Source organism: Streptomyces sp. TN58 (genome assembly GCF_001941845.1).
Taxonomy (GTDB): Bacteria; Actinomycetota; Actinomycetes; order Streptomycetales; family Streptomycetaceae; genus Streptomyces.
Genome location: NZ_CP018870.1, coordinates 1,586,575 through 1,606,281, shown reverse-complemented (window position 1 = coordinate 1,606,281; position 19,707 = coordinate 1,586,575). Strand labels below are relative to the sequence as shown.

Annotated in this window: 18 protein-coding genes; 11 read left to right on the top strand and 7 right to left on the bottom strand. The window is 73.7% G+C overall.

Annotated elements, in window-relative coordinates:
* Positions 1–53 precede the first annotated feature (53 nt).
* The 4 genes from BSL84_RS07340 to BSL84_RS07325 all read left to right on the top strand — a co-directional run bounded on the left by BSL84_RS07340 (position 54) and on the right by BSL84_RS07325 (position 6,447).
* Positions 54–2,252 carry a molybdopterin-dependent oxidoreductase gene (locus BSL84_RS07340; protein WP_075970034.1) on the top strand — a complete coding sequence of 733 codons (2,199 nt, stop codon included), beginning with the start codon at positions 54–56 and terminating at the stop codon, positions 2,250–2,252.
* 73 nt (positions 2,253–2,325) lie between these two features.
* A complete protein-coding gene (locus BSL84_RS07335; protein WP_075970033.1) occupies positions 2,326–3,804 on the top strand; it encodes a CitMHS family transporter in 1,479 nt (492 codons plus the stop codon).
* 98 nt (positions 3,805–3,902) lie between these two features.
* Positions 3,903–5,315, top strand: a complete 1,413-nt coding sequence (locus BSL84_RS07330) for an aldehyde dehydrogenase family protein (RefSeq protein ID WP_075970032.1) — start codon at positions 3,903–3,905, stop codon at positions 5,313–5,315.
* Positions 5,316–5,367: 52 nt separating this feature from the next.
* Positions 5,368–6,447: a Zn-dependent alcohol dehydrogenase gene (locus tag BSL84_RS07325; RefSeq protein WP_075970031.1), complete on the top strand. Its 1,080-nt coding sequence runs from the start codon at positions 5,368–5,370 to the stop codon at positions 6,445–6,447.
* Positions 6,448–6,696: 249 nt separating this feature from the next.
* Here BSL84_RS07325 and BSL84_RS07320 read toward each other — a convergent pair whose 3' ends face one another.
* The gene (locus BSL84_RS07320) at positions 6,697–7,350 is read right to left on the bottom strand and encodes a TetR/AcrR family transcriptional regulator (RefSeq protein WP_075970030.1); all 654 of its coding nucleotides are present in this window, start codon (positions 7,348–7,350) and stop codon (positions 6,697–6,699) included.
* Between the two features lie 97 nt (positions 7,351–7,447).
* Between BSL84_RS07320 and BSL84_RS07315 the strand changes: the two genes are divergently transcribed.
* The 3 genes from BSL84_RS07315 (at position 7,448) to BSL84_RS07305 (ending at position 9,759) form a co-directional block, all read left to right on the top strand.
* Positions 7,448–8,599, top strand: coding sequence for an acyl-CoA dehydrogenase family protein (locus tag BSL84_RS07315; protein WP_075970029.1), 1,152 nt, complete (start codon positions 7,448–7,450; stop codon positions 8,597–8,599).
* Positions 8,600–8,707: 108 nt separating this feature from the next.
* The gene (locus tag BSL84_RS07310) at positions 8,708–8,995 is read left to right on the top strand and encodes a YiaA/YiaB family inner membrane protein (RefSeq protein WP_030030847.1); all 288 of its coding nucleotides are present in this window, start codon (positions 8,708–8,710) and stop codon (positions 8,993–8,995) included.
* A gap of 128 nt (positions 8,996–9,123) precedes the next feature.
* Positions 9,124–9,759, top strand: coding sequence for a TetR/AcrR family transcriptional regulator (locus tag BSL84_RS07305; protein ID WP_075970028.1), 636 nt, complete (start codon positions 9,124–9,126; stop codon positions 9,757–9,759).
* Here BSL84_RS07305 and BSL84_RS07300 read toward each other — a convergent pair.
* Positions 9,750–10,211 (bottom strand): MaoC family dehydratase, encoded by a 462-nt coding sequence (locus tag BSL84_RS07300; protein ID WP_030030845.1) that lies wholly within the window; start codon positions 10,209–10,211, stop codon positions 9,750–9,752. The two genes, BSL84_RS07305 and BSL84_RS07300, sit on opposite strands and share 10 nt — an antisense overlap.
* A gap of 108 nt (positions 10,212–10,319) precedes the next feature.
* Between BSL84_RS07300 and soxR the strand changes: the two genes are divergently transcribed.
* Positions 10,320–10,763, top strand: a complete 444-nt coding sequence (gene soxR, locus BSL84_RS07295) for a redox-sensitive transcriptional activator SoxR (RefSeq protein ID WP_030030844.1) — start codon at positions 10,320–10,322, stop codon at positions 10,761–10,763.
* Positions 10,764–10,795: 32 nt separating this feature from the next.
* On the opposite strand, the gene BSL84_RS07290 is transcribed toward soxR, so the two are convergent.
* The 4 genes from BSL84_RS07290 to BSL84_RS07275 all read right to left on the bottom strand — a co-directional run bounded on the left by BSL84_RS07290 (position 10,796) and on the right by BSL84_RS07275 (position 15,132).
* Entirely contained in the window at positions 10,796–11,677 is an 882-nt protein-coding gene (locus BSL84_RS07290; RefSeq protein ID WP_234363419.1) for a 3-keto-5-aminohexanoate cleavage protein, read from the bottom strand.
* Positions 11,674–12,255 carry a hypothetical protein gene (locus BSL84_RS07285; RefSeq protein ID WP_045323766.1) on the bottom strand — a complete coding sequence of 194 codons (582 nt, stop codon included), beginning with the start codon at positions 12,253–12,255 and terminating at the stop codon, positions 11,674–11,676. Before BSL84_RS07285 ends, BSL84_RS07290 begins: the two co-directional genes overlap by 4 nt.
* Before the next feature lie 95 nt (positions 12,256–12,350).
* Positions 12,351–13,652: a serine-threonine protein kinase gene (locus BSL84_RS07280; protein ID WP_075970027.1), complete on the bottom strand. Its 1,302-nt coding sequence runs from the start codon at positions 13,650–13,652 to the stop codon at positions 12,351–12,353.
* 172 nt (positions 13,653–13,824) lie between these two features.
* A complete protein-coding gene (locus tag BSL84_RS07275) occupies positions 13,825–15,132 on the bottom strand; it encodes an exo-beta-N-acetylmuramidase NamZ domain-containing protein (RefSeq protein WP_075970026.1) in 1,308 nt (435 codons plus the stop codon).
* A 95-nt stretch (positions 15,133–15,227) separates the two neighbouring features.
* On the opposite strand from BSL84_RS07275, the gene BSL84_RS07270 reads away from it, so the two are divergent.
* From BSL84_RS07270 to BSL84_RS07260, 3 genes are all read left to right on the top strand, one after another.
* Positions 15,228–15,992, top strand: a complete 765-nt coding sequence (locus BSL84_RS07270; RefSeq protein ID WP_075970025.1) for an SDR family oxidoreductase — start codon at positions 15,228–15,230, stop codon at positions 15,990–15,992.
* Positions 15,977–17,773 carry an AMP-binding protein gene (locus BSL84_RS07265; protein WP_079273143.1) on the top strand — a complete coding sequence of 599 codons (1,797 nt, stop codon included), beginning with the start codon at positions 15,977–15,979 and terminating at the stop codon, positions 17,771–17,773. Before BSL84_RS07270 ends, BSL84_RS07265 begins: the two co-directional genes overlap by 16 nt.
* Before the next feature lie 67 nt (positions 17,774–17,840).
* On the top strand, positions 17,841–18,446 hold the full coding sequence (locus BSL84_RS07260) for a TetR/AcrR family transcriptional regulator (protein ID WP_030027527.1): 606 nt from the start codon (positions 17,841–17,843) through the stop codon (positions 18,444–18,446).
* A gap of 24 nt (positions 18,447–18,470) precedes the next feature.
* Here BSL84_RS07260 and BSL84_RS07255 read toward each other — a convergent pair whose 3' ends face one another.
* Positions 18,471–19,703 carry an acyl-CoA dehydrogenase family protein gene (locus BSL84_RS07255; RefSeq protein WP_030027528.1) on the bottom strand — a complete coding sequence of 411 codons (1,233 nt, stop codon included), beginning with the start codon at positions 19,701–19,703 and terminating at the stop codon, positions 18,471–18,473.
* Positions 19,704–19,707 lie beyond the last annotated feature (4 nt).

The following is a 19,707-nucleotide window of genomic DNA, read 5'->3' as shown; positions in this document are numbered from 1 at the left end:
CTCAGGCTTCCCCGCATGCCCGTGCCGCCGCCTGCCGCCGCCCTGGAGGGCCCATGCCCCGCACCGCCCTGCGCATCTGCCCCCTCTGCGAAGCCACCTGCGGCCTCACCCTCACCATCGAGGGCACCACCGTCACGGGCGCCCGCGGCGACCGCGACGACGTCTTCAGCCGCGGCTTCATCTGCCCCAAGGGCGCCGCCTTCGGGCAGATCGACGCCGACCCCGACCGTCTGCGCACCCCCCTCGTCCGCCGCGACGGCCGGCTGCGGGAAGCGACCTGGGAGGAGGCCTACGACGCCATCGCCGAGGCCGTGCCCGGCCTGGTCCGGGAGTACGGGCCCCAGTCCGCCGGCGTCGTCCTCGGCAACCCGAACGTGCACACCATGGCCGGCGCCCTCTACCCGCCGCTCCTCCTCAAGGCCCTCGGGACCCGCAACCTCTTCACCGCCAGCACGCTCGACCAGATGCCCAAACACGTCTCCAGCGGACTCCTCTTCGGCGACCCCCTGGCCATCCCGGTCCCCGACCTCGACCGGACGGACTTCCTGCTGCTTCTCGGCGCCAACCCGGTCGAGTCCAACGGCTCCCTCTGCACGGCCCCCGACTTCCCCGGCCGGCTCAAGGCCCTGCGCGCCCGCGGCGGCACCCTCGTCGTCGTCGACCCGCGCCGCACCCGCACGGCCGCCCTCGCCGACCGGCATCTCGCTCCGCGTCCCGGCAGCGACGTGCTCCTGCTCGCCGCGCTCGCGCACACCCTGCTCGCCGAGCGGCTCGCCGCCCCCGGCGGACTGGAGGAACACGTCGAGGGGATCGGGGAACTCGGCGCCGCCCTCGGGAGTTTCACTCCTGAGGCCGTCGCACCCGCCTGCGACCTCACGGCCGACGAGATCCGAAGCCTCGCCCGGGAACTCGCCGCCGCACCCGCCGCCGCCGTCTACGGACGGATCGGCAGCTGCACCGTCGAGCACGGCACGCTGGCCAGCTGGCTCGTCGACGTACTGAACGTCCTCACCGGCAACCTCGACCGGCCCGGCGGAGCCCTCTTCCCGCTCTCCGCCACCGACCGCGCGCCCCGGCCCGCCGGCCCCGGCAAGGGCTTCACGGTCGGCCGCTGGCACAGCCGGGTCAGCGGCCACCCCGAGGCCAAGAGCGAACTGCCCATCGCCGCCCTGGCCGAGGAGATCGAGACGCCGGGAGAGGGGCGGATCCGCGCCCTGATCGCCATCGCAGCCAACCCCGTCCTCTCCGCACCCGACGGCGACCGCCTCGACCGGGCGCTGGCCGGCCTCGACTTCATGGTCTCGGTCGACCCGTACCTGAACGAGACCTCCCGCCACGCCCACGTCGTACTGCCCCCGCCGCCGCCCGCGCAGAGCGCGCACTTCGACTTCGCGTTCAACGCCTTCGCCGTGCACAACCAGGCCCGCTACTCACGTCCCGCCGTCCCCCTGGAGGAAGGGCGGATGGACGAGTGCGAGATCCACGCCCGCCTGATCCTCGCCGTGTCAGGCCTGCACGGAGCCCCGCCCGCGGCCGTCGACGAGCGCGTCATCGACGACACCCTCGCCCGGGCCGTCACCGATGCGCACTCGCCGCTGCACGGCGCCGACCCGTCCGCGCTCGCGCTCCGCCTGACGGGCCGCACCGGCCCCGAGCGGCGCCTCGACCTGATGCTGCGTCTGGGACCCTACGACCTGGGCCTGGAAGACCTGTTGAACGCGCCGCACGGCATCGACCTGGGCCCGCTGCGGCCCCGGCTCCAGCAGGTGCTGAGGACGCGCAGCGGCAGGATCGAGCTGCTGCCCGATCCCATAGCGGCCGAGCTTCCCGCCCTCCGCGTGACGCTCGCCGACCGCCCCGCCGCCCTGGTGCTCGTGGGCCGCCGCCACCTGCGCTCCAACAACAGCTGGTTGCACAACGTCCCGGCCCTCACCGGAGGTTTCAACCGCTGCACCCTCCACGTCCACCCGCAGGACGCCGCCCGGCTGGGCCTCACCGACGGGGGACGGGCCAGGATCGCCGCCGACGGCGGGAGCCTGGAGGTCCCCGTCGAGGTCACCGACGCCGTACGCACAGGAGTGGTGAGCCTGCCGCACGGCTGGGGCCACGACCGCGCCGGAGCCCGCCTCGGCGTGGCGTCCGCCACGCCCGGAGCCAACGTCAACCAGCTCCTGGACGGTACCCGCATCGACCGGCTCTCCGGCACGGCCGTGCTCAACGCCTTCCCCGTCGAGCTGACACCCCTGCCCTGAGCTGGGGTTTTGCTCGTATTGCTCACGCGTCGACGTCTTGTTGGCCCAAGGAGGCGGCACCTACCTTCCCCCCATGCTGACCTTCCTCGGCTTCGCCATGATCGCGACCTTCCTGGTCCTGATCATGATGAAGAAAATGTCGCCCATCGCGGCGCTCGTCCTCATCCCCGCACTGTTCTGCGTGTTCGCAGGAAAGGGCGCCCACCTCGGCGACTACGTCATCGAAGGCGTCGGCAAGCTCGCACCGACCGCCGCCATGCTGATGTTCGCCATCGTCTACTTCGGCCTGATGATCGACGTCGGCCTCTTCGACCCGATCGTCCGGGGCATCCTGCGCTTCTGCAAGGCCGACCCGGTGCGCGTCGTGGTCGGCACGGCCGTTCTCGCCGCGATCGTCTCCCTCGACGGCGACGGATCGACCACCTTCATGATCACGGTCTCCGCCATGTACCCGCTCTACAAGCGGCTCGGCCTCAGCCTGGTCGTCATGACAGGAGTCGCGGCCACCGCCAACGGCGTGATGAACACCCTGCCCTGGGGCGGCCCCACCGCCCGCGCCGCGACCGCCCTCAAGCTCGACGCCGCCGACATCTTCGTCCCGATGATCCCGGCCCTCGCGGTGGGCCTGCTCTTCGTGTTCGCCCTGGCGTACTTCCTGGGCCTGAGGGAACGCCGCCGCGTCGGAATGCTGGCCCTTCCGGTCCCGGAGACGGCCGACGACGTCGAGGAGGTCGAGAACATCGAGGACATCGAGGAGGAGCTGGTCGGGACCGTCGCCGCCGGTACCGCCGAGACGGCCCGCACCGCCAAGACGGTCCGCGACGCCGCCACCCCCGCGCCCGTCGCCGGTGCCCCTTCCGGCGCCGGTTCGAGGCCCGCTCCGGCCTCCGCGGTCGGGCCCGAGGAGGGATTCCAGGGCCTCGACCCCCACCGGCCCACCCTGCGCCCCCGCCTCTACTGGTTCAACGCCGGTCTCACCCTCGCCCTCCTCACCGCGATGATCACGGAGCTGCTGCCCATCCCGGTGCTGTTCCTGCTCGGCGCCGCCCTCGCCCTCACGGTCAACTTCCCGCACATGCCCGACCAGAAGGCCAGGCTCGCCGCCCACGCCGACAACGTCTTGAACGTCGCCGGCATGGTCTTCGCCGCCGCCGTCTTCACCGGGGTCCTCACCGGCACCGGCATGGTCAAGGACATGGCCGACTGGCTGGTCGGGGCCATCCCCGAGGGCATGGGCCCGCACATGGCACTGGTCACCGGCCTGCTGAGCCTGCCGCTCACCTACTTCATGTCGAACGACGGCTTCTACTTCGGGGTCCTGCCCGTCCTGGCCGAAGCCGGCGCCGCCCACGGGGTCTCCCCGCTGGAGATCGCCCGCGCCTCCCTCGTCGGCCAGGCGCTGCACATGTCGAGCCCGCTGGTTCCGGCCGTATACGTCCTCGTCGGGATGGCCAGGGTCGAGTTCGGCGACCACACCCGCTTCACCGTGAAGTGGGCGGCCCTCACCTCGCTCGCCGTCCTCGCGGCAGGGATGCTTTTCGGCATCATCTGAAGCCCCTCCGCCCCCGGCCCGGGAAACCTGCCGGCGCCGGTTTGTAGGGTGGCGGGGAGGTCGGATCCACACGCACGTGCGTACTCGGGAGGAATGCCATGAAGGCCCAGGACGGGATGTACATCGACGGTGCCTGGCGCCCCGCCGTCGGAACCGACCGGATCGACGTGGTCAACCCCGCCGACGGCCAGGTCATCGCCCAGGTCCCGGCCGGCACCGAGGAGGACGTGGACGCGGCCGTACGCGCGGCCCGCGCGGCCCTGCCCGGCTGGGCGGCCACCCCGCCGGCCGAGCGGGCCGCCCTGATCGGCGCGCTCCGCGACGCACTGCAGGCCCGCAAGGGCGAGCTGACGGACACCGTCACCGCCGAACTGGGCGCCCCCCTCGGCTTCGCCAAGGCGGTCCACGTCGGCTCGTCCATCGCCGTGGTCTCCTCCTACGTCGAGCTCGCCGCCTCGTACGCCTTCGAGGAGCGCATCGGGAACTCCACCGTCCTGATGGAGCCGGTGGGTGTGGTCGGAGCCATCACGCCCTGGAACTATCCGCTGTACCAGGTCGTTGCAAAGGTGGCACCCGCTCTCGCCGCCGGCTGCACCCTCGTCCTCAAGCCGGCGGAGGACACCCCGCTGACCGCACAGCTCTTCGCCGAAGCCGTGCACGAGGCGGGGATCCCGGCCGGGGTCTTCAACCTGGTGACCGGAACCGGACCGGTCGCGGGCCAGGCCCTGGCCGCCCACGAGGGAGTCGACTTCGTCTCCTTCACCGGCTCGACCGCCGTCGGCAAGCAGGTCGGAGCCACCGCCGGCGCCGCGATCAAGCGCGTCGCACTCGAACTGGGCGGCAAGTCGGCCAACGTCATCCTGCCCGGCGCCGACCTGCCCAAGGCCGTCGCCGCGGGCGTCGGCCACGTCATGAACAACACCGGCCAGCGCTGCAACGCACTCACCCGGATGCTGGTCCACCGCGACCAGTACGAGGAGGCCGTCTCGCTCGCGGTCGCCGCCGTCGCCGACCACCCCGTCGGCGACCCCCGCACAGCGGGCACCCGCGTCGGCCCCGTCGTCAACGCCAAGCAGCACCAGCGCGTCCGCGGCTTCATCGCCAAGGGCGTCGAGGAGGGCGCGCGCCTGGTCGCCGGCGGGCCGGACGCGCCGTACGAGCACGGGTACTTCGTCGCCCCGACCGTGTTCGCCGACGTGACCCCCGGCATGACCATCGCCCAGGAGGAGATCTTCGGCCCGGTGCTGTCGATCCTGGCGTACGAGGACGAGGAGGAGGCCCTGCGCATCGCCAACGGCACCGTCTACGGCCTGGGCGGCGCCGTCTGGGCCGCGGACGAGGAGACGGCCGCGGCCTTCGCGCGCCGCATGGACACCGGCCAGGTGGACATCAACGGCGGCCGCTACAACATCCTCGCGCCCTTCGGCGGCCACAAGCAGTCGGGCGTCGGCCGCGAGCTGGGCCCCCACGGCCTGGCGGAGTACCTCCAGACCAAGTCCCTGCAGTTCTGAAACAGCCGAGCCCGCCGAACCGCCCCAGCACCGGAAAGTCGAGACGACGCCCATGGTCCGCGCCGCCATCCTGCCCGCCGTCGGAGCTCCGCTGGAGACGAGGGAGATCGTGCTGCCCGATCCCGGCCCCGGGCAGGTCCGCGTCAGGCTGGCCGCGGCCGGCGTCTGCCACTCGGACCTCTCCCTCACCAACGGCACCATGCGCGTCCCCGTACCCGCCGTCCTCGGCCACGAGGGGGCGGGCACGGTCCTCGCCGTCGGGGAAGGCGTCACCCACGTCGGCCCCGGCGACGGCGTCGTGCTCAACTGGGCCCCGTCCTGCGGCAAGTGCCACCACTGCACCATCGGCGAGGTCTGGCTCTGCGCGACGGCCCTCGCCGGGGTCGGGGACGTCTACGCTCACGACGCGCACGGCACGCCGCTGCACCCCGGGCTGAACGTGGCCGCGTTCGCCGAGGAGACCGTCGTCGCAGCCAACTGCGTGCTGCCCGCACCCGCCGGGATCCCGCTCGTCGAGGCGGCCCTGCTCGGCTGCGCCGTCCTCACCGGCTACGGAGCCGTCCGCCACAGCGCCCAGGTCCGCCCCGGCGAGTCCGTGGCCGTGTTCGGAGTCGGCGGCGTCGGCCTCGCCGCGCTCCAGGCCGCCCGGATCGCGCAAGCGGGCCCGGTCATCGCCGTCGACGTCTCACCGGCCAAGGAGGTACTGGCGCGCGCGGCCGGGGCCACCGAGTTCGTGCTCGCGTCGGAGACCACCGCCAAGCAGATCCGTGCGCTGACCGGCGGGCGGGGCACGGACGCGGCCGTCGAGTGCGTCGGCCGGGCCGACACCATCCGCGGCGCCTGGGAGTCGACCCGCCGCGGCGGCCGCACCACGGTCGTCGGCATCGGCGGCAAGGAGCAGCAGGTCACCTTCCACGCCCTGGAGATCTTCCACCACGCCCGCACCCTCACCGGCTGCGTCTACGGCAACAGCGACCCCGCCCGCGACCTGCCGGTGATCGCCGAACACGTCCGCGCGGGCCGCCTCGACCTGGGCTCCCTCGTCACCGACCGCATCACACTGGACGACATACCGGCCGCGTTCGACGCCATGCTCGCGGGCAAGGGCGGCCGCTCCCTCGTCATCTTCTAGTGCTGCGACCGCAAAGGTTCACCGGGTCACGGCGCCCGGTACGGCACGTCGCGGCGTTGTCGGACCACGCACGTACGGCCGGTACGAACCGTGGCCCTCCGCCTTGCGATGCGCCGCACCGAACACCGCGCCTCGGCAAACCTTTCCGGCCACAGCACCAGCACTGCGGCCGCAAAGGCCTGCCGAAGCCCCGGCCCCCGCCCCGCCCAGCTCGCCCCGCCTCGCATCCGCAGGACGCGCGCCGGCGGCTCAGGCGTCCCGGGTGGCCGCGCGCGCCAGCGCGTCGTACTGGAGGGCCAGGCCGTCCAGCAGCGCCTCCAGGCCCGTCTCGAACGCGCCCTCGTCCACCTCGTGCTGCCGCTCCGCCAGCAGGTGGGCCTGCCCCAGATGCGGGTAGTCCGCCGGGTCGTACGCCGCGCGGTCGTCCACGAAACCCCGGGCGAAGGACCCCACCGCCGAGCCCAGGATGAAGTACCGCATGAGCGCCCCGATCCGGGTCGCGTGCGCCGCCGGCCACCCGGCCTCCGTCATCGCACCGAAGACCGCGTCCGCCAGCCGGAGACCGGCCGGGCGGCGCCCGGGACCGCGGGCCAGAACCGGCACGATGTTGGGATGGTCCGCGAGGGCGTCCCGGTACGAGTGCGCCCACGCGTGCAGAGCCGCCCGCCAGTCCTGCCCGCCGTCGAACATCGACAAGTCGACTCGTGAGCTCACCGCGTCCGCCACCGCGTCCAGGATCTCGTCCTTCGTGCGGAAGTGGTTGTAGAGCGAGGGCCCGCTGACGCCGAGCGCGGCCGCCAGCCGCCGGGTGGACACCGCCTCCAGCCCCTCCGCGTCGACCAGCACTCCGGCCGCCTCCACGATCCGGTCGCGGCTGAGAAGGGGCTTGCGCGGTCTGGCCATGCGCCACATAGTAGGGCCTGCCCACAAAAACTACCGATGCTAGTTAAATGCGGCGCCTGCCGTCCCGAGCCCGCCACACCCCCCGCAGGAGGACCCGGTGAATCTGGAGCTGAGCGAGGAGCAGAGCGCCGTACGCCGGCTCGCCCGCGACTTCGCCGAGCGCGAGATCGTCCCGTACGCCGCCGCATGGGACCGCGCCGAGCGGGTGGACCGGGCCATCGTGAAGAAGCTGGGCGCGCTCGGCTTCCTCGGCCTGACCGTTCCCGAGGAGTACGGGGGATCCGGCGGCGACCACCTCGCCTACGTCCTGGTCACCGAGGAGCTCGGCCGCGCCGACTCCGCCGTGCGCGGGATCCTCTCCGTCTCCCTCGGCCTGGTCGCGAAGACGATCGCCGCCTGGGGGACGGAGGAGCACAAGCGCGCCTGGCTGCCGCGCCTGTGCTCCGGCGAGGCACTCGGCTGCTTCGGGCTGACCGAGCCCGGCACCGGCTCCGACGCGGCGAACCTCACCACCCGCGCCGTGCGCGAGGGCGACACCTACGTCCTCCACGGGAACAAGATGTTCATCAGCAACGGCACCTGGGCCGACGTCGTGCTGCTCTTCGCCCGCACCGGCGAGGAACCGGGCCACCGCGGCATCTCCGCCTTCCTCGTCTCCGCCGACGCCCCCGGCCTGACGCGCCGCGAGGTCCACGGCAAGCTCGGCCTGCGCGGCCAGCCCACCGCCGAACTCGTCCTCGACGGCGTCCGCGTGCCCGCCTCCGCGCTGCTCGGCCCCGAGGGCAAGGGCTTCTCGGTGGCCATGTCCGCACTCGCCAAGGGCCGCATGTCGGTCGCCGCCGGCTGCGTCGGCATCGCGCAGGCCGCCCTGGACGCGGCCGTCTCCTACGCCGCCCACCGCGAGCAGTTCGGCAAGCCGATCGCCCAGCACCAGCTGGTCCAGGAGCTCATCGCCGACATCGCGGTCGACGTGGACGCCGCCCGGCTGCTGACCTGGCGCGTCGCCGACCTCATCGACCGCGGGCTCCCCTTCGCCACCGAGTCCTCCACCGCCAAGCTCTTCGCCTCCGAGGCCGCGGTGCGCGCCGCGGGCAACGCCCTCCAGGTGCACGGCGGGTACGGGTACATCGACGAGTACCCGACCGGGAAGCTGCTCCGCGACGCCCGCGTGGCGACCCTGTACGAGGGCACCAGCCAGATCCAGAAGCTCCTCATCGGCCGTGCTCTCACCGGGGTTTCGGCCTTCTGAGGACCTGTCGCCCGGACCTGCCGCCCGAACCTGCCGCCCGCGGGCCTGAGTACCGTTATGAGTACGCGTGCGGATGTGCTCCGCCCGGCCGCGGCCGATGCTCGACGCATGAACGAGACACCGGTCAAGCAGCAGAGCACGGGGGCGTACTACGCACAGGCCGTCGCCGCCTTCGCCATCGCACTCGTCGCCGTGGCCGTGGGGATCTACCGCCTGGAGGCCGACGGCTGGGTCCGCGCCTTCCTGGGGATCGCGGTCCTCTACCTCACCACCTCGGCCTTCACCCTCGCCAAGGTCATCCGCGACCGCCAGGAGGTGACGCAGATCGTCAGCCGTGTGGATCAGGCCAGAATGGAGAAGATCATGGCCGAGTACGACCCGTTCGCACCGAAGTAGCCCAGCGCCAGGCCCAGTCACGGGCCCGGCGCCGGTGGCGGCCGCGACGGCCGGCCCGAGAAGGCTAAGCGCTTGCTCACCCACCCTGTAGGGTGTTCACTCCCGAACGGTGAAGAGGTGAGTGAGCGATGGACAGCGCGGAGGAGACGGCCGACGGCTACCGGCCGTGGTCCGAGGTCACCCCGGACGCCGCACGCCGGCTGCTCGTCGCGGCCGTCGACGCCTTCGCCGAGCGCGGCTACCACGCCACCACCACCCGTGACATCGCGGGCCGCGCCGGCATGAGCCCCGCCGCGCTCTACATCCACTACAAGACCAAGGAAGAGCTGCTCCACCGCATCAGCCGGATCGGGCACGACAAGGCCCTCGACATCCTCACCGCCGCCGCCGGCGGGCCCGGCAGCGCCGCCGATCGCCTCGACGCCGCCGTACGGTCCTTCGTACGGTGGCACGCCGCGCACCACACCACCGCGCGCGTGGTCCAGTACGAACTCGACGCTCTCGCCCCGGAGCACCGCTCCGAGATCGTGGCGCTGCGCCGGCGGAGCGACGCCGCCGTGCGCCGCATCCTCGCCGACGGGGTCGCGGCGGGGGAGTTCGACGTCCCCGACGTGCCGGGCACCACCCTCGCCGTGCTGTCGCTGTGCATCGACGTGGCCCGCTGGTTCAGCGCGGCCGGACAGCGCACGCCCGACGAGGTCGGCGCACTGTACGCCGACCTCGTGCTCCGCATGGTGGGAGCGCGGCCGGGCCCTCAGAAGTAGTAGCGCGACACCGACTCCGCCACGCACACCGGCTTCTCGCCGCCCTCGCGTTCCACCGCCACCGTCGCCGTGACCTGTACGCCGCCACCCGCCTCCGCGACCTCCGTGATCACGGCGGTGGCGCGCAGCCGGGAGCCGACCGGTACCGTCGCCGGGAAACGCACCTTGTCGGTCCCGTAGTTGAGGCCCATCCGCATGCCCTCGACGCGCATGACCTGCGGCACCAGGCTGGGCAGCAGCGACAGGGTCAGATAGCCGTGCGCGATGGTGGAACCGAAGGGCCCGGTCGCGGCGCGCTCCGGGTCCACATGGATCCACTGGTGGTCGCCGGTGGCGTCCGCGAAGAGGTCGATGCGCTTCTGGTCCACCTCCAGCCACCCGCTCGGACCGAGCGGTTCGCCGATGGCGGCGCGCAGTTCCTCGGCGGACGTGAAGACCCTCGGCTCGGCCATGCCTGTTCCTGTCTCTCGCGGACCACTGACTGACGGGCGAATAAGCGCTTGCTCAGCATGCTGGGACCGTATGTGTATGTCAACGGACCTCCGGCTACCCTCGGCCGCGTGCCGCAGATTCCCGAGAAAGTCCACGAACTCACCGTCGGCCAGCTGTCCGCCCGTAGTGGCGCGGCCGTCTCCGCGCTCCACTTCTACGAGGCCAAGGGCCTGATCAGCAGCCGCCGGACCCCGGGCAACCAGCGCCGCTACACCCGTGACGCACTGCGCAGGGTCGCCTTCGTGCGCGCCGCCCAGCGGGTGGGCATCCCCCTCGCCAGCATCCGTGAGGCACTGGCCCGGCTCCCCGAGGAACGCACCCCCAACCGGGAGGACTGGGCCCGCCTGTCCGAGGCCTGGCGCACCGAGCTCGACGAACGGATCAGCAGACTCGCCCGGCTGCGCGACCACCTGACGGACTGCATCGGCTGCGGCTGCCTCTCGATGGAGACCTGCGCCCTGTCCAACCCCGACGACGTCTTCGGCGAACGCCTCACCGGCTCCCGCCTCTGACACCTCCCGTCCCCGAGGCCCCCCGGCCGAGGTCACGGCTCCCGCGGCAGGAGCTCCCGCGTCAGCAGTTCCCGGGCCGCCGTGACCAGTTCGGCGTTCGAGCGCGCCGGCCGCCCGTCCGGCAGGTGCAGTACGTCTCCCGCGCCGGTCCGCGCGGCCGTGCCGCACCGGCCGGCCAGGCGCAGCGCCGGCCAGGAGGCCCCGTCCCGCCCGAACAGCAGCACCGCCTCCGGCGGCAGCCCGCGCAGGCCGGCCGGCAGAGCCGCCCGGGACCCCGCCCCGCCTTCCCGGGGCCCCGCACCGCCTCCCCGGGCCCCCACTCCGGCCCCGCCTCCCCGGGACCCCGCCCCGGCCGCCCGTACCCGCGCGGGCGGCCCCGCGGCGACCTCCGCCACCACCCGCACCCCGCCCCCGCCCGGGCCCGCTCCGAGCCCGCGCCCCGCCCCCCGTACCAGCCAGGCCCGCAGCCGCCCCAGCGCCTGCGGCCCGGCCGGCCCCCCGAGCGGCACCACCGCGTCCACCGCGACCCCCCGCTCCAGCAGGACCTGCGCGAGCCCGGCCGCCCCCGCCTCCGCGAAGTGCACCACCGCCCGGTCCGGCAGCACCGTCCACACCCGGACCCGCGCCACCCGGCGTGCCGGATCCGGCTCGGCCGCGACACCCGCCGGCACGGTCAGCGGTACGCCCACCCCCGCGCTCCGCAGCACCTCCAGCAGCGGCCCGACCACCCGGGGCGAAAGGCTCTCCCGCCCGCACGGCGTCCGCGGATGCACCAGCACCTCACCCGCTCCCGCGGCGACCGCCCGCACCGCCGACTCCGCGAGATCCGCCGGGGACACGGGCACGGCGGGCCCGTCGGCGGCGCTGCGCGAACCGTTCAGCGACACCACCGCCGACCGGCCCGCCCAGCTCACGCCGCGCCCGCCGAGGGGAAGTCCGCCAGGGCGGGTCTCGGCACCACGATCCCGCAGCCCGCGCACACCGGACCGTCCCACGCCGGCGCCCCCGCCCACGGCCCCACCGGAGCCACCTCCGGCCAGCGCAGCTCGTCCTCCCCGCACACCGGGCACCCCGTCCCCGGCTCCGACTCCAGCGCCCGGACCAGCCGCCGCAACACCTCGCCGAGCGCCCCCTCCGGCCGCACCCCCGGGTCCGCACAGCGCACCACCGCGTCCCCGCTGCCGCCCCACACCCACTCCGGCCGGCGCAGCCCGTGGTGCTTCTCCCTGCGGCGCCGCTCCGCGAACTGGCGCTCGTACTCCAGCCAGACCGTCCGCGCGTCCTCCAGCTCCTCCAACGCCGCGACCAGCCGCAGCGGGTCGGCCCCCCGGTCCTCGGGGGCGATCCCGTGCCGGTCGCACAGGTGCCACCACGTGGCCCGGTGCCCGTAGGGCGCGAACCGCTCCAGGCACCGGCGCAGCGAGTGGCGCCGCAGGGCCCGGTCGTTGCGCGCGTCGCGTACCTGATAGGCCAGACTCCGGAATCCCGCCATCACACCATCACCTCCGCCGATGTGCCCAACATGCCCGGTCGGGTGCGGGCGCATGCGGGGGCGGAGGAGGCGTGCCGGTGGCACATGGCCGGAACTCAGCGCCCCATGCGCCCCGCGGCCACCACCACCCGGGCCAGTTCCTCATGGCAGATGTCGCTGTGCGCCCCCGAAGGCGCACCGCCGCGCCGCACCACGGCGCCCGCGTCCACGCTGACGCAACCGGCCGCGGGCACCCCCTCGCGCAGGGCGGTGTCCAGGCTCAGCCGCGGTGCGCCCGGCACCGCCTGGACCCCGTCGTGCCCGATCGCGCCCCACCGCTCGTCGAAGCCGAGCAGACCGGCCGAATCACCCGCCATCCGGGACGCCAGCGGGTAGAAGACCCTCAGGGCCGAGTCGTGCGGGGAATGGCAGGCCACCACCGGTCCGGCGACCTTCCGGTGGAGGCCGCGCAGTGCCCCGCCGCGGCCCTTGTCGTGCGGCAGCCGGTCGGCGAAGGCGTAGTGGGAGAAAGCCCCCTGGAGCAGGGTCACGGACCTGACGTACCGGGCGCCGTCCGGCACCGCGCGCAGCGAGAAGGACACCACCCGCGCTCCGAAGCTGTGGCCGACCAGGTGGAAGCGCATCGCCGGACGGCCCGCCGCCAGCTCCGCCAGCACCGGGCCCAGCCCCCGCTCGCCGACCACTCCCGCCCGCTTCTTCATCTTGTAGTACGCAGCCTGCCGGAGCAGTTCCTTGGCGCCGCCCCACAGCCCTCGCAGGCCCCCGCCGGCCGTGAGACCGGGCCCCTCGGCCCCCGCGGCCACCGCCCCGTCCACCGCCCCGGACCCAACCCCGGCCCTCGCCAGGGCGAGGGAGAAGGCCCGGCAGACCTCCAGCACGTCCTCCGTGAAGATCGCGGGGACCGCCGGTGCGACCACCGCGTGCACCGTGTCCACCCCGGCCAGCTCCCGTACGAGCGCGCCGAACTCGACGAAGGCGGACGCCGACTCCGGCTGCTCCGCCAGCAGTTCCGCCACGCGGTCGAGCTCCGCGCGCCGCCCCGGCCACAACCCTTCGAGCGCCTGCCGGGTGAGAGGGTCGAGCGCGCAGCCGTACGCCGCTTCCGGGAGGGCGCCGGGTGCCTCGAAGTCGGGTATCGGCTCGTCGGAGAACCGCATCGAAGGCCACACGACCCCCACGTACCCCAGCCGCACCCCCGGCCCCACCAGAGTGGGGAAGGGGGCGAAGAACCGGTCGTAGAGCCGGGTCGCCGTCGACCGGTCGCTGTTCCAGCCGTGCGCGAAGACGAGCACGTCCGTGGCCTCCATCCGGGCCACCGCCCCCTGCGTGGCGCGGTCCACGTCCCCTTCGGAGTCGAAGGTCAGCTCCACGTACGGCCCCACGCCGATCCCGCTCACGCTCCTGGTCCCGCTCGCGCTCCCGATCCCGGTTCCGGCCGCGGTCCTCGCCCTGGAGCCGAACCGACCAACGACGTCCGCCATGACGCCCCCTTCACGTTCACGCCGTGTCTCCGGTGCGGTCAGCATCCTGCTGCGGCGCCCGCCCGGCCAGACCCCCGGCACGACCGCCTCAGGTGTAGAGCAGGTACCGCGCGCGCACCGCCTCGAACCGCGCCAGCCCCGCCGCCCAGTCGCCCGCGATCTCCTCCACGCCGGCGCCCGCGTCCACCAGCCCGCGCACCCGGTCCGAGCCGGTCAGCCTGTCGATCCAGTGGTCCGCGCGCCAGCCGAAGCCGCTCCACACCCGGCGCGCGGTGACCAGCAGTCCGATGCCCGTCCGCACCGGGTCGAAAGCCTCCCGGTCGTGCACGATGAGCCGGACCCCGCCGCAGACCTTCCCCACGTGCTTGGAGAAGGTCGGAGTGAAGTACGCCTCCCGGAACCACACCCCGGGCAGCCCCAGCCCGTTCGCCGCCTCCGCCCAGCGCCGGTCGACGCCCTCCGCCCCCAGCACCTCGAAGGGGGTGGTCGTCCCGCGCCCCTCGGAGAGGTTCGTCCCCTCGAACAGGCAGGTGCCGGCGTACGCGAGGGCCGTCTCCGGCGTCGGCATGTTCGGGCTCGGCGGCACCCAGGGCAGCCCGGTCTCCCCGAAGAACGCCCCGCGCCGCCAGCCGCACATCGGCACGGTGGCCAGCCGGACCGGCCCGGCGCTCCCGTTGCCCGCGCCCAGGAACTCGCCGTTGAAGAGGCGCGCCAGCTCCGCCGCCGTCATCCCGTGCGCCAGCGCGATCGGCTCCCGGCCCACGAAGCTCGCGTACGGCCGCTCCAGCACCGGTCCCGCGGCCCGCCGGCCGCCCACCGGATTCGGCCGGTCCAGGACGACCACCGCCTTGCCGGCCAGGGCGGCCGCGCGCATGCAGTCGTACAGCGTCCAGATGTAGGTGTAGAAGCGCGCCCCGACGTCCTGGATGTCGAAGACGACGGTGTCGATCGCGGCCGCCGTGAACACGTCGGCGAGCCGCTGCCCGCTCTTGTCGTACGTGTCGTACACGGGCAGCCCGGTCGCCGGATCCCGGGAGGCCCCTTCGGAGTCCCCGGCCTGCGCCGTCCCCCGGAAGCCGTGCTCGGGCCCGAACACGGCGACGAGGTCGACCCGTTCGTCCGCGTGCATCACGTCCACCAGGTGGCGGGCGTCGGCGGTGATCCCGGTGGGGTTGGTGACCACCCCGACCTTCTGCCCGGCCAGCAGGGCGTACCCGTCCGCCGCGAGCCGTTCGAAGCCGGTACGCACCCGCCCCGCCGCCCGCGGCGCCCCGGCCCCGGCGGCCCGGGCGACCCCGGCGGGCCCGGCGGTGTCCGCCGCGTCCAGGGCGCCCACCGCGCCCGCCGTTCCCACTGCCCCCGCCAGCCCCAGCACCCCGCGTCGCGACCACGTCATGCCGACACGCTAAGGGCACGTGCCCCTTTCGCCCCGACATACCGACTGGTTAGTCTGCCGGGATCCGCAACCGGCCGTACGAGAGGTGTGATCCCGTGAGCGCGTACCAGGACCAGCGAGTCGTCGTCACCGGAGCGGGCGGCGGCATCGGCGCCGCACTCGCCCACCGCTTCGCCGCCGAGGGTGCCACGGTCGTCGTCAACGACCTCGACCCCGCCAGGGCGGCCGCCGTCGCGGGCGAGATCGGCGCCCGGGCGATCCCGCTGCCGGGCGACGCCTCCCGGATCGCGGCCGAGGCCCGAAAGGCCCTCGGCGGAACGGTCGACGTCTACTGCGCCAACGCCGGACTCGCCTCGGGCGGAGACGCCGGCGCCGAGGAGGACGTCTGGGAGGCGGCCTGGGACGTCAACGTCATGGCCCATGTCCGCGCCGCCCGGCTGCTGCTGCCCGACTGGCTGGAGCGGGGGAGCGGGCGTTTCGTGTCGACCGTCTCGGCCGCCGGCCTGCTGACCATGATCGGAGCGGCCCCGTACAGTGTCACCAAGCACGGTGCGCTCGCCTTCGCCGAATGGCTCTCGCTGACCTACCGGCACCGCGGTGTCCAGGTCCACGCCATCTGCCCGCAAGGTGTGCGCACCGACATGCTGACCGCCGCGGGCTCGGCGGGCGAACTCGTCCTCGCGCCGACCGCGATCGAGCCGGAAGCGGTCGCGGACGCGCTGTTCGACGGCATGGAGAAAGGCCGCTTCTTGATCCTCCCGCACCCCGAGGTCGCCGACTACTACGCGGTCCGCGCCACCGACCCGGACCGCTGGCTGAGCGGCATGAACCACCTCCAGCAGACATGGGAGAACCGGTGACCTCCGCCGCTGCCGCCGGCTCCGGTCCCGGCCCTGCCTCCGCCTCCGGCCCCGCGTCCGCCTCCGTCTATGCCGCCCGGCCCTGGACCGGCCTGCTCTCCCCGGTCCAGCGCGCGCCCGTCGAGCCGCCGCCCACCGTGCTGCACGCCTTCCGCGAGGCCGCCTCCCGCGCCCCCGAACGCACGGCGCTGGCCTACTTCGACGGCCGGATCGGCTACGCCGAGGCCGACGCGCTCTCCGACTCCGTAGCCGCCCACCTCGCGTCGCGCGGCGTCCGCCGCGGCGACCGGGTCGCGGTCATGCTCCAGAACACCCCGCACTTCGTGCTCTCCGTCCTCGGCGCCTGGAAGGCCGGGGCCGTCGTCGTCCCCCTCAACCCCATGTACAAGGAGGGCGAGGTCGCCCACGTCCTGCGGGACTCCGGGGCGGCCGCGCTCGTCTGCGACGGCCGCGCGTGGACGGCGTACCTGTGCCACGCCGTGCGCGGCAGCGCCGTGCGGTGCGTCCTGACCGCCTCGGACCGCGACTTCCAGACGCGCGACGACCCGCGGCTCTTCGCGCCGGAGCCTTGTGTCCCCGCGCCGGCCCCGCCCTCCATACCGCACCAGCAGGCCGGGCCCGCGGCCGGCTCCGGACCCGCCGACCCGGCCCGGCCGCACACCGCCGACCTGGCGACCGTGGCCCGCGGGGGCCGGCGCGCCCCGGACGGCCCCGACCTGACCGCCGCCGACACCGCCCTCATCAGCTACACCTCCGGTACCAGCGGAACACCCAAGGGCGCCATGAACCCGCACGGCGCGCTCACCTACAACGCCGTACGGCAGGTCACCTCCCACCCCGTCCCCGAGGGCGCCGGCTACTTCGCCCTCGCCCCCCTCTTCCACATCACCGGCATGGTCTGCGAGCTGGCCGCCTGCTTCGTCAACGCGGGCACCCTCGTCCTCGCCCACCGCTTCGACGCCGGCGCCGTCCTCGACGCCTTCCTGGAGCACCGGCCCGCCTACACCGTCGGACCGGCCACCGCCTTCATGGCCCTCGCCGCCCACCCCGCCGTCACCCGCGACCACTTCGCCTCCTTCCAGGTGATCTCCTCAGGCGGCGCCCCACTGCCGCCCGCGCTCGTCGAACGCCTGCGCGCGGCCTTCGGCTTCTACCTCCGCAACGGCTACGGCCTCACCGAGTGCACCGCCCCCTGCGCCACCGTGCCCGTGCACCTCGAAGCCCCCGTCGACCCCGCCTCCGGCACACTCTCCGTGGGCCTGCCCGGAGCCGACACGGTCGTACGCATCCTCGACGAGCACGGCGCCGAACTGCCCTTCGGCCGGACCGGCGAGATCGCCGTCCGCGGCCCCCAGGTCGTGCCCGGCTACTGGGGCATGCCCGCGGAGACCGCCGAGGCCTTCCCGGACGGCGAACTGCGCACCGGGGACGTCGGCTTCATGGACCCCGCCGGCTGGCTCTACGTGGTCGACCGCAAGAAGGACATGATCAACGCCTCCGGATTCAAGGTCTGGCCGCGCGAGGTCGAGGACGTGCTCTACACCCACCCCGCCGTCCGCGAGGCCGCGGTGGTCGGCGTCCCCGACCCCTACCGCGGGGAGAGCGTCAAGGCGTACGTGAGCCTGCGCCCCGGCACCTCGGCCGAGCCCGAGGAGCTGTCCGCCTACTGCGCCGAGCGCATCGCCGCGTACAAGTACCCGCGCCAGGTCGAGATCCTGCCTGTTCTTCCGAAGACGACCAGTGGCAAGATCCTGCGACGGGAACTGCGCGACCGCGGCTGAAAACAGTCGGACGGTCGTACAGCTCGCCGCAGCGACCAGGCAGAACGAGAAGAGGAAGGTCAGCACCATGGCGGCCAGGACCACGGAACCCGCAGGCACGCACGAGGCCCCGGTACCGCAGCGGCTGCTGGCCGTCGCCACCCGGCTGTTCGCCGAGCGCGGTTACGACCGCACGTCGGTCCAGGAGATCGTCGAGGCGGCCGGCGTCACCAAAGGCGCGCTCTACCACTACTTCGGCTCCAAGGACGACCTGCTGCACGAGGTGTACGCGCGCATGCTGCGCCTGCAGCAGCAGCGCCTCGACGCGGTGGCCGACTCCGACGCCCCCGTCGAGGAACGGCTGCGGGCGGCCGCGGCCGACGTCGTCGTCACCACCATCGAGAACCTCGACGACGCCATGATCTTCTTCCGGTCGATGCACCAGCTCAGCCCGGAGAAGTTCAAGCAGGTACGGGCGGAGCGCCGCCGCTACCACGAGCGCTTCCGGGCACTGATCGAGGAGGGGCAGCAGGCCGGCGTCTTCTCCACCGCCACCCCCGCCGACCTCGTCGTGGACTACCACTTCGGGTCCGTGCACCACCTGTCCACCTGGTACCGGGCCGACGGCCCGCTCACCCCGCAGCAGGTCGCCGACCACCTCGCCGACCTGCTGCTGCGGGCCCTGCGGCCCTGACCGGCCGGCCCCCACCCTGCGGCCCTACATGTAACGCCTCAGCTCCCGCCGGGCCAGGGACCGCTGGTGCACCTCGTCCGGCCCGTCGGCGAGCCGCAGGGTCCGCGCGGCCGCCCACAGTTCGGCCAGCGGGAAGTCCTGGCTCACCCCGCCGGCGCCGTGCAGCTGCACCGCGTCGTCCAGGATCCGCACCACCGCCCGCGGGGTCGCGATCTTGATGGCCTGGATCTCGGTGTGCGCGCCCCGGTTCCCGACGGTGTCCATGAGCCAGGCCGTCTTCAGCACCAGCAGCCGCAACTGTTCCACCTCCACCCGGGCGTCCGCGATCCAGTTCTGCACGACGCCCTGCGCGGCCAGCGGCTTGCCGAAGGCAGTACGCTCCACCGCCCGCCGGCACATCAGCTCGACGGCCCGCTCCGCCATGCCGATCAGCCGCATGCAGTGGTGGATGCGGCCCGGGCCGAGCCGCGCCTGGGCGATCGCGAAGCCGCCGCCCTCCTCGCCGATCAGGTTCGCCGCCGGGACCCGCGCCCCGTCGAACACCACCTCGGCGTGACCGCCGTGGTCGTGGTCCTCGTACCCGTACACCGTCATGGCCCGGCGCACCTCGACACCCGGGGTGTCCCGCGGGACCAGGACCATCGACTGCTGACGGCGCGGATCGGCGCCGTCGGGGTCGGTCTTGCCCATCACGATGAAGACCGCACAGTCCGGGTTCATGGCACCCGAGATGAACCACTTGCGGCCCGTGATCACATACTCGTCGCCCACCCGCTCGATCCGGGTTTCCACGTTCGTCGCGTCCGAGGAGGCGACCTCCGGCTCCGTCATCGCGAACGCGGAGCGGATCGCGCCCTCCAGCAGCGGCTGGAGCCACTGCTTCTTCTGCTCCTCGCTCCCGAACTGCGCCAGCAGCTCCATGTTCCCGGTGTCCGGGGCCGCGCAGTTCGTCGCCATGGGCGCCAGGTGCGGGCTGCGCCCGGTGATCTCGGCGAGCGGTGCGTACTGCAGGTTGGTCAGCCCCGCCCCGGACTCGCCGCCCGGCAGGCCGTGCCCGTCGACCAGGAAGAGGTTCCACAGGCCCTGGCGGCGCGCCTCGGCCTTCAGTTCACCGAAGACGGCCGGGGTGTCCCAGGGCGAGGCCAGCCGTGCGCGCTGCTCGGCGGCGACGGGCTCCGCCGGGTAGACGTACTCCTCCATGAACGCGAGCAGCCGCTCGCGGAGTTCCTCGGTCCGGGCGTCGAATGCGAAGTCCATGCTG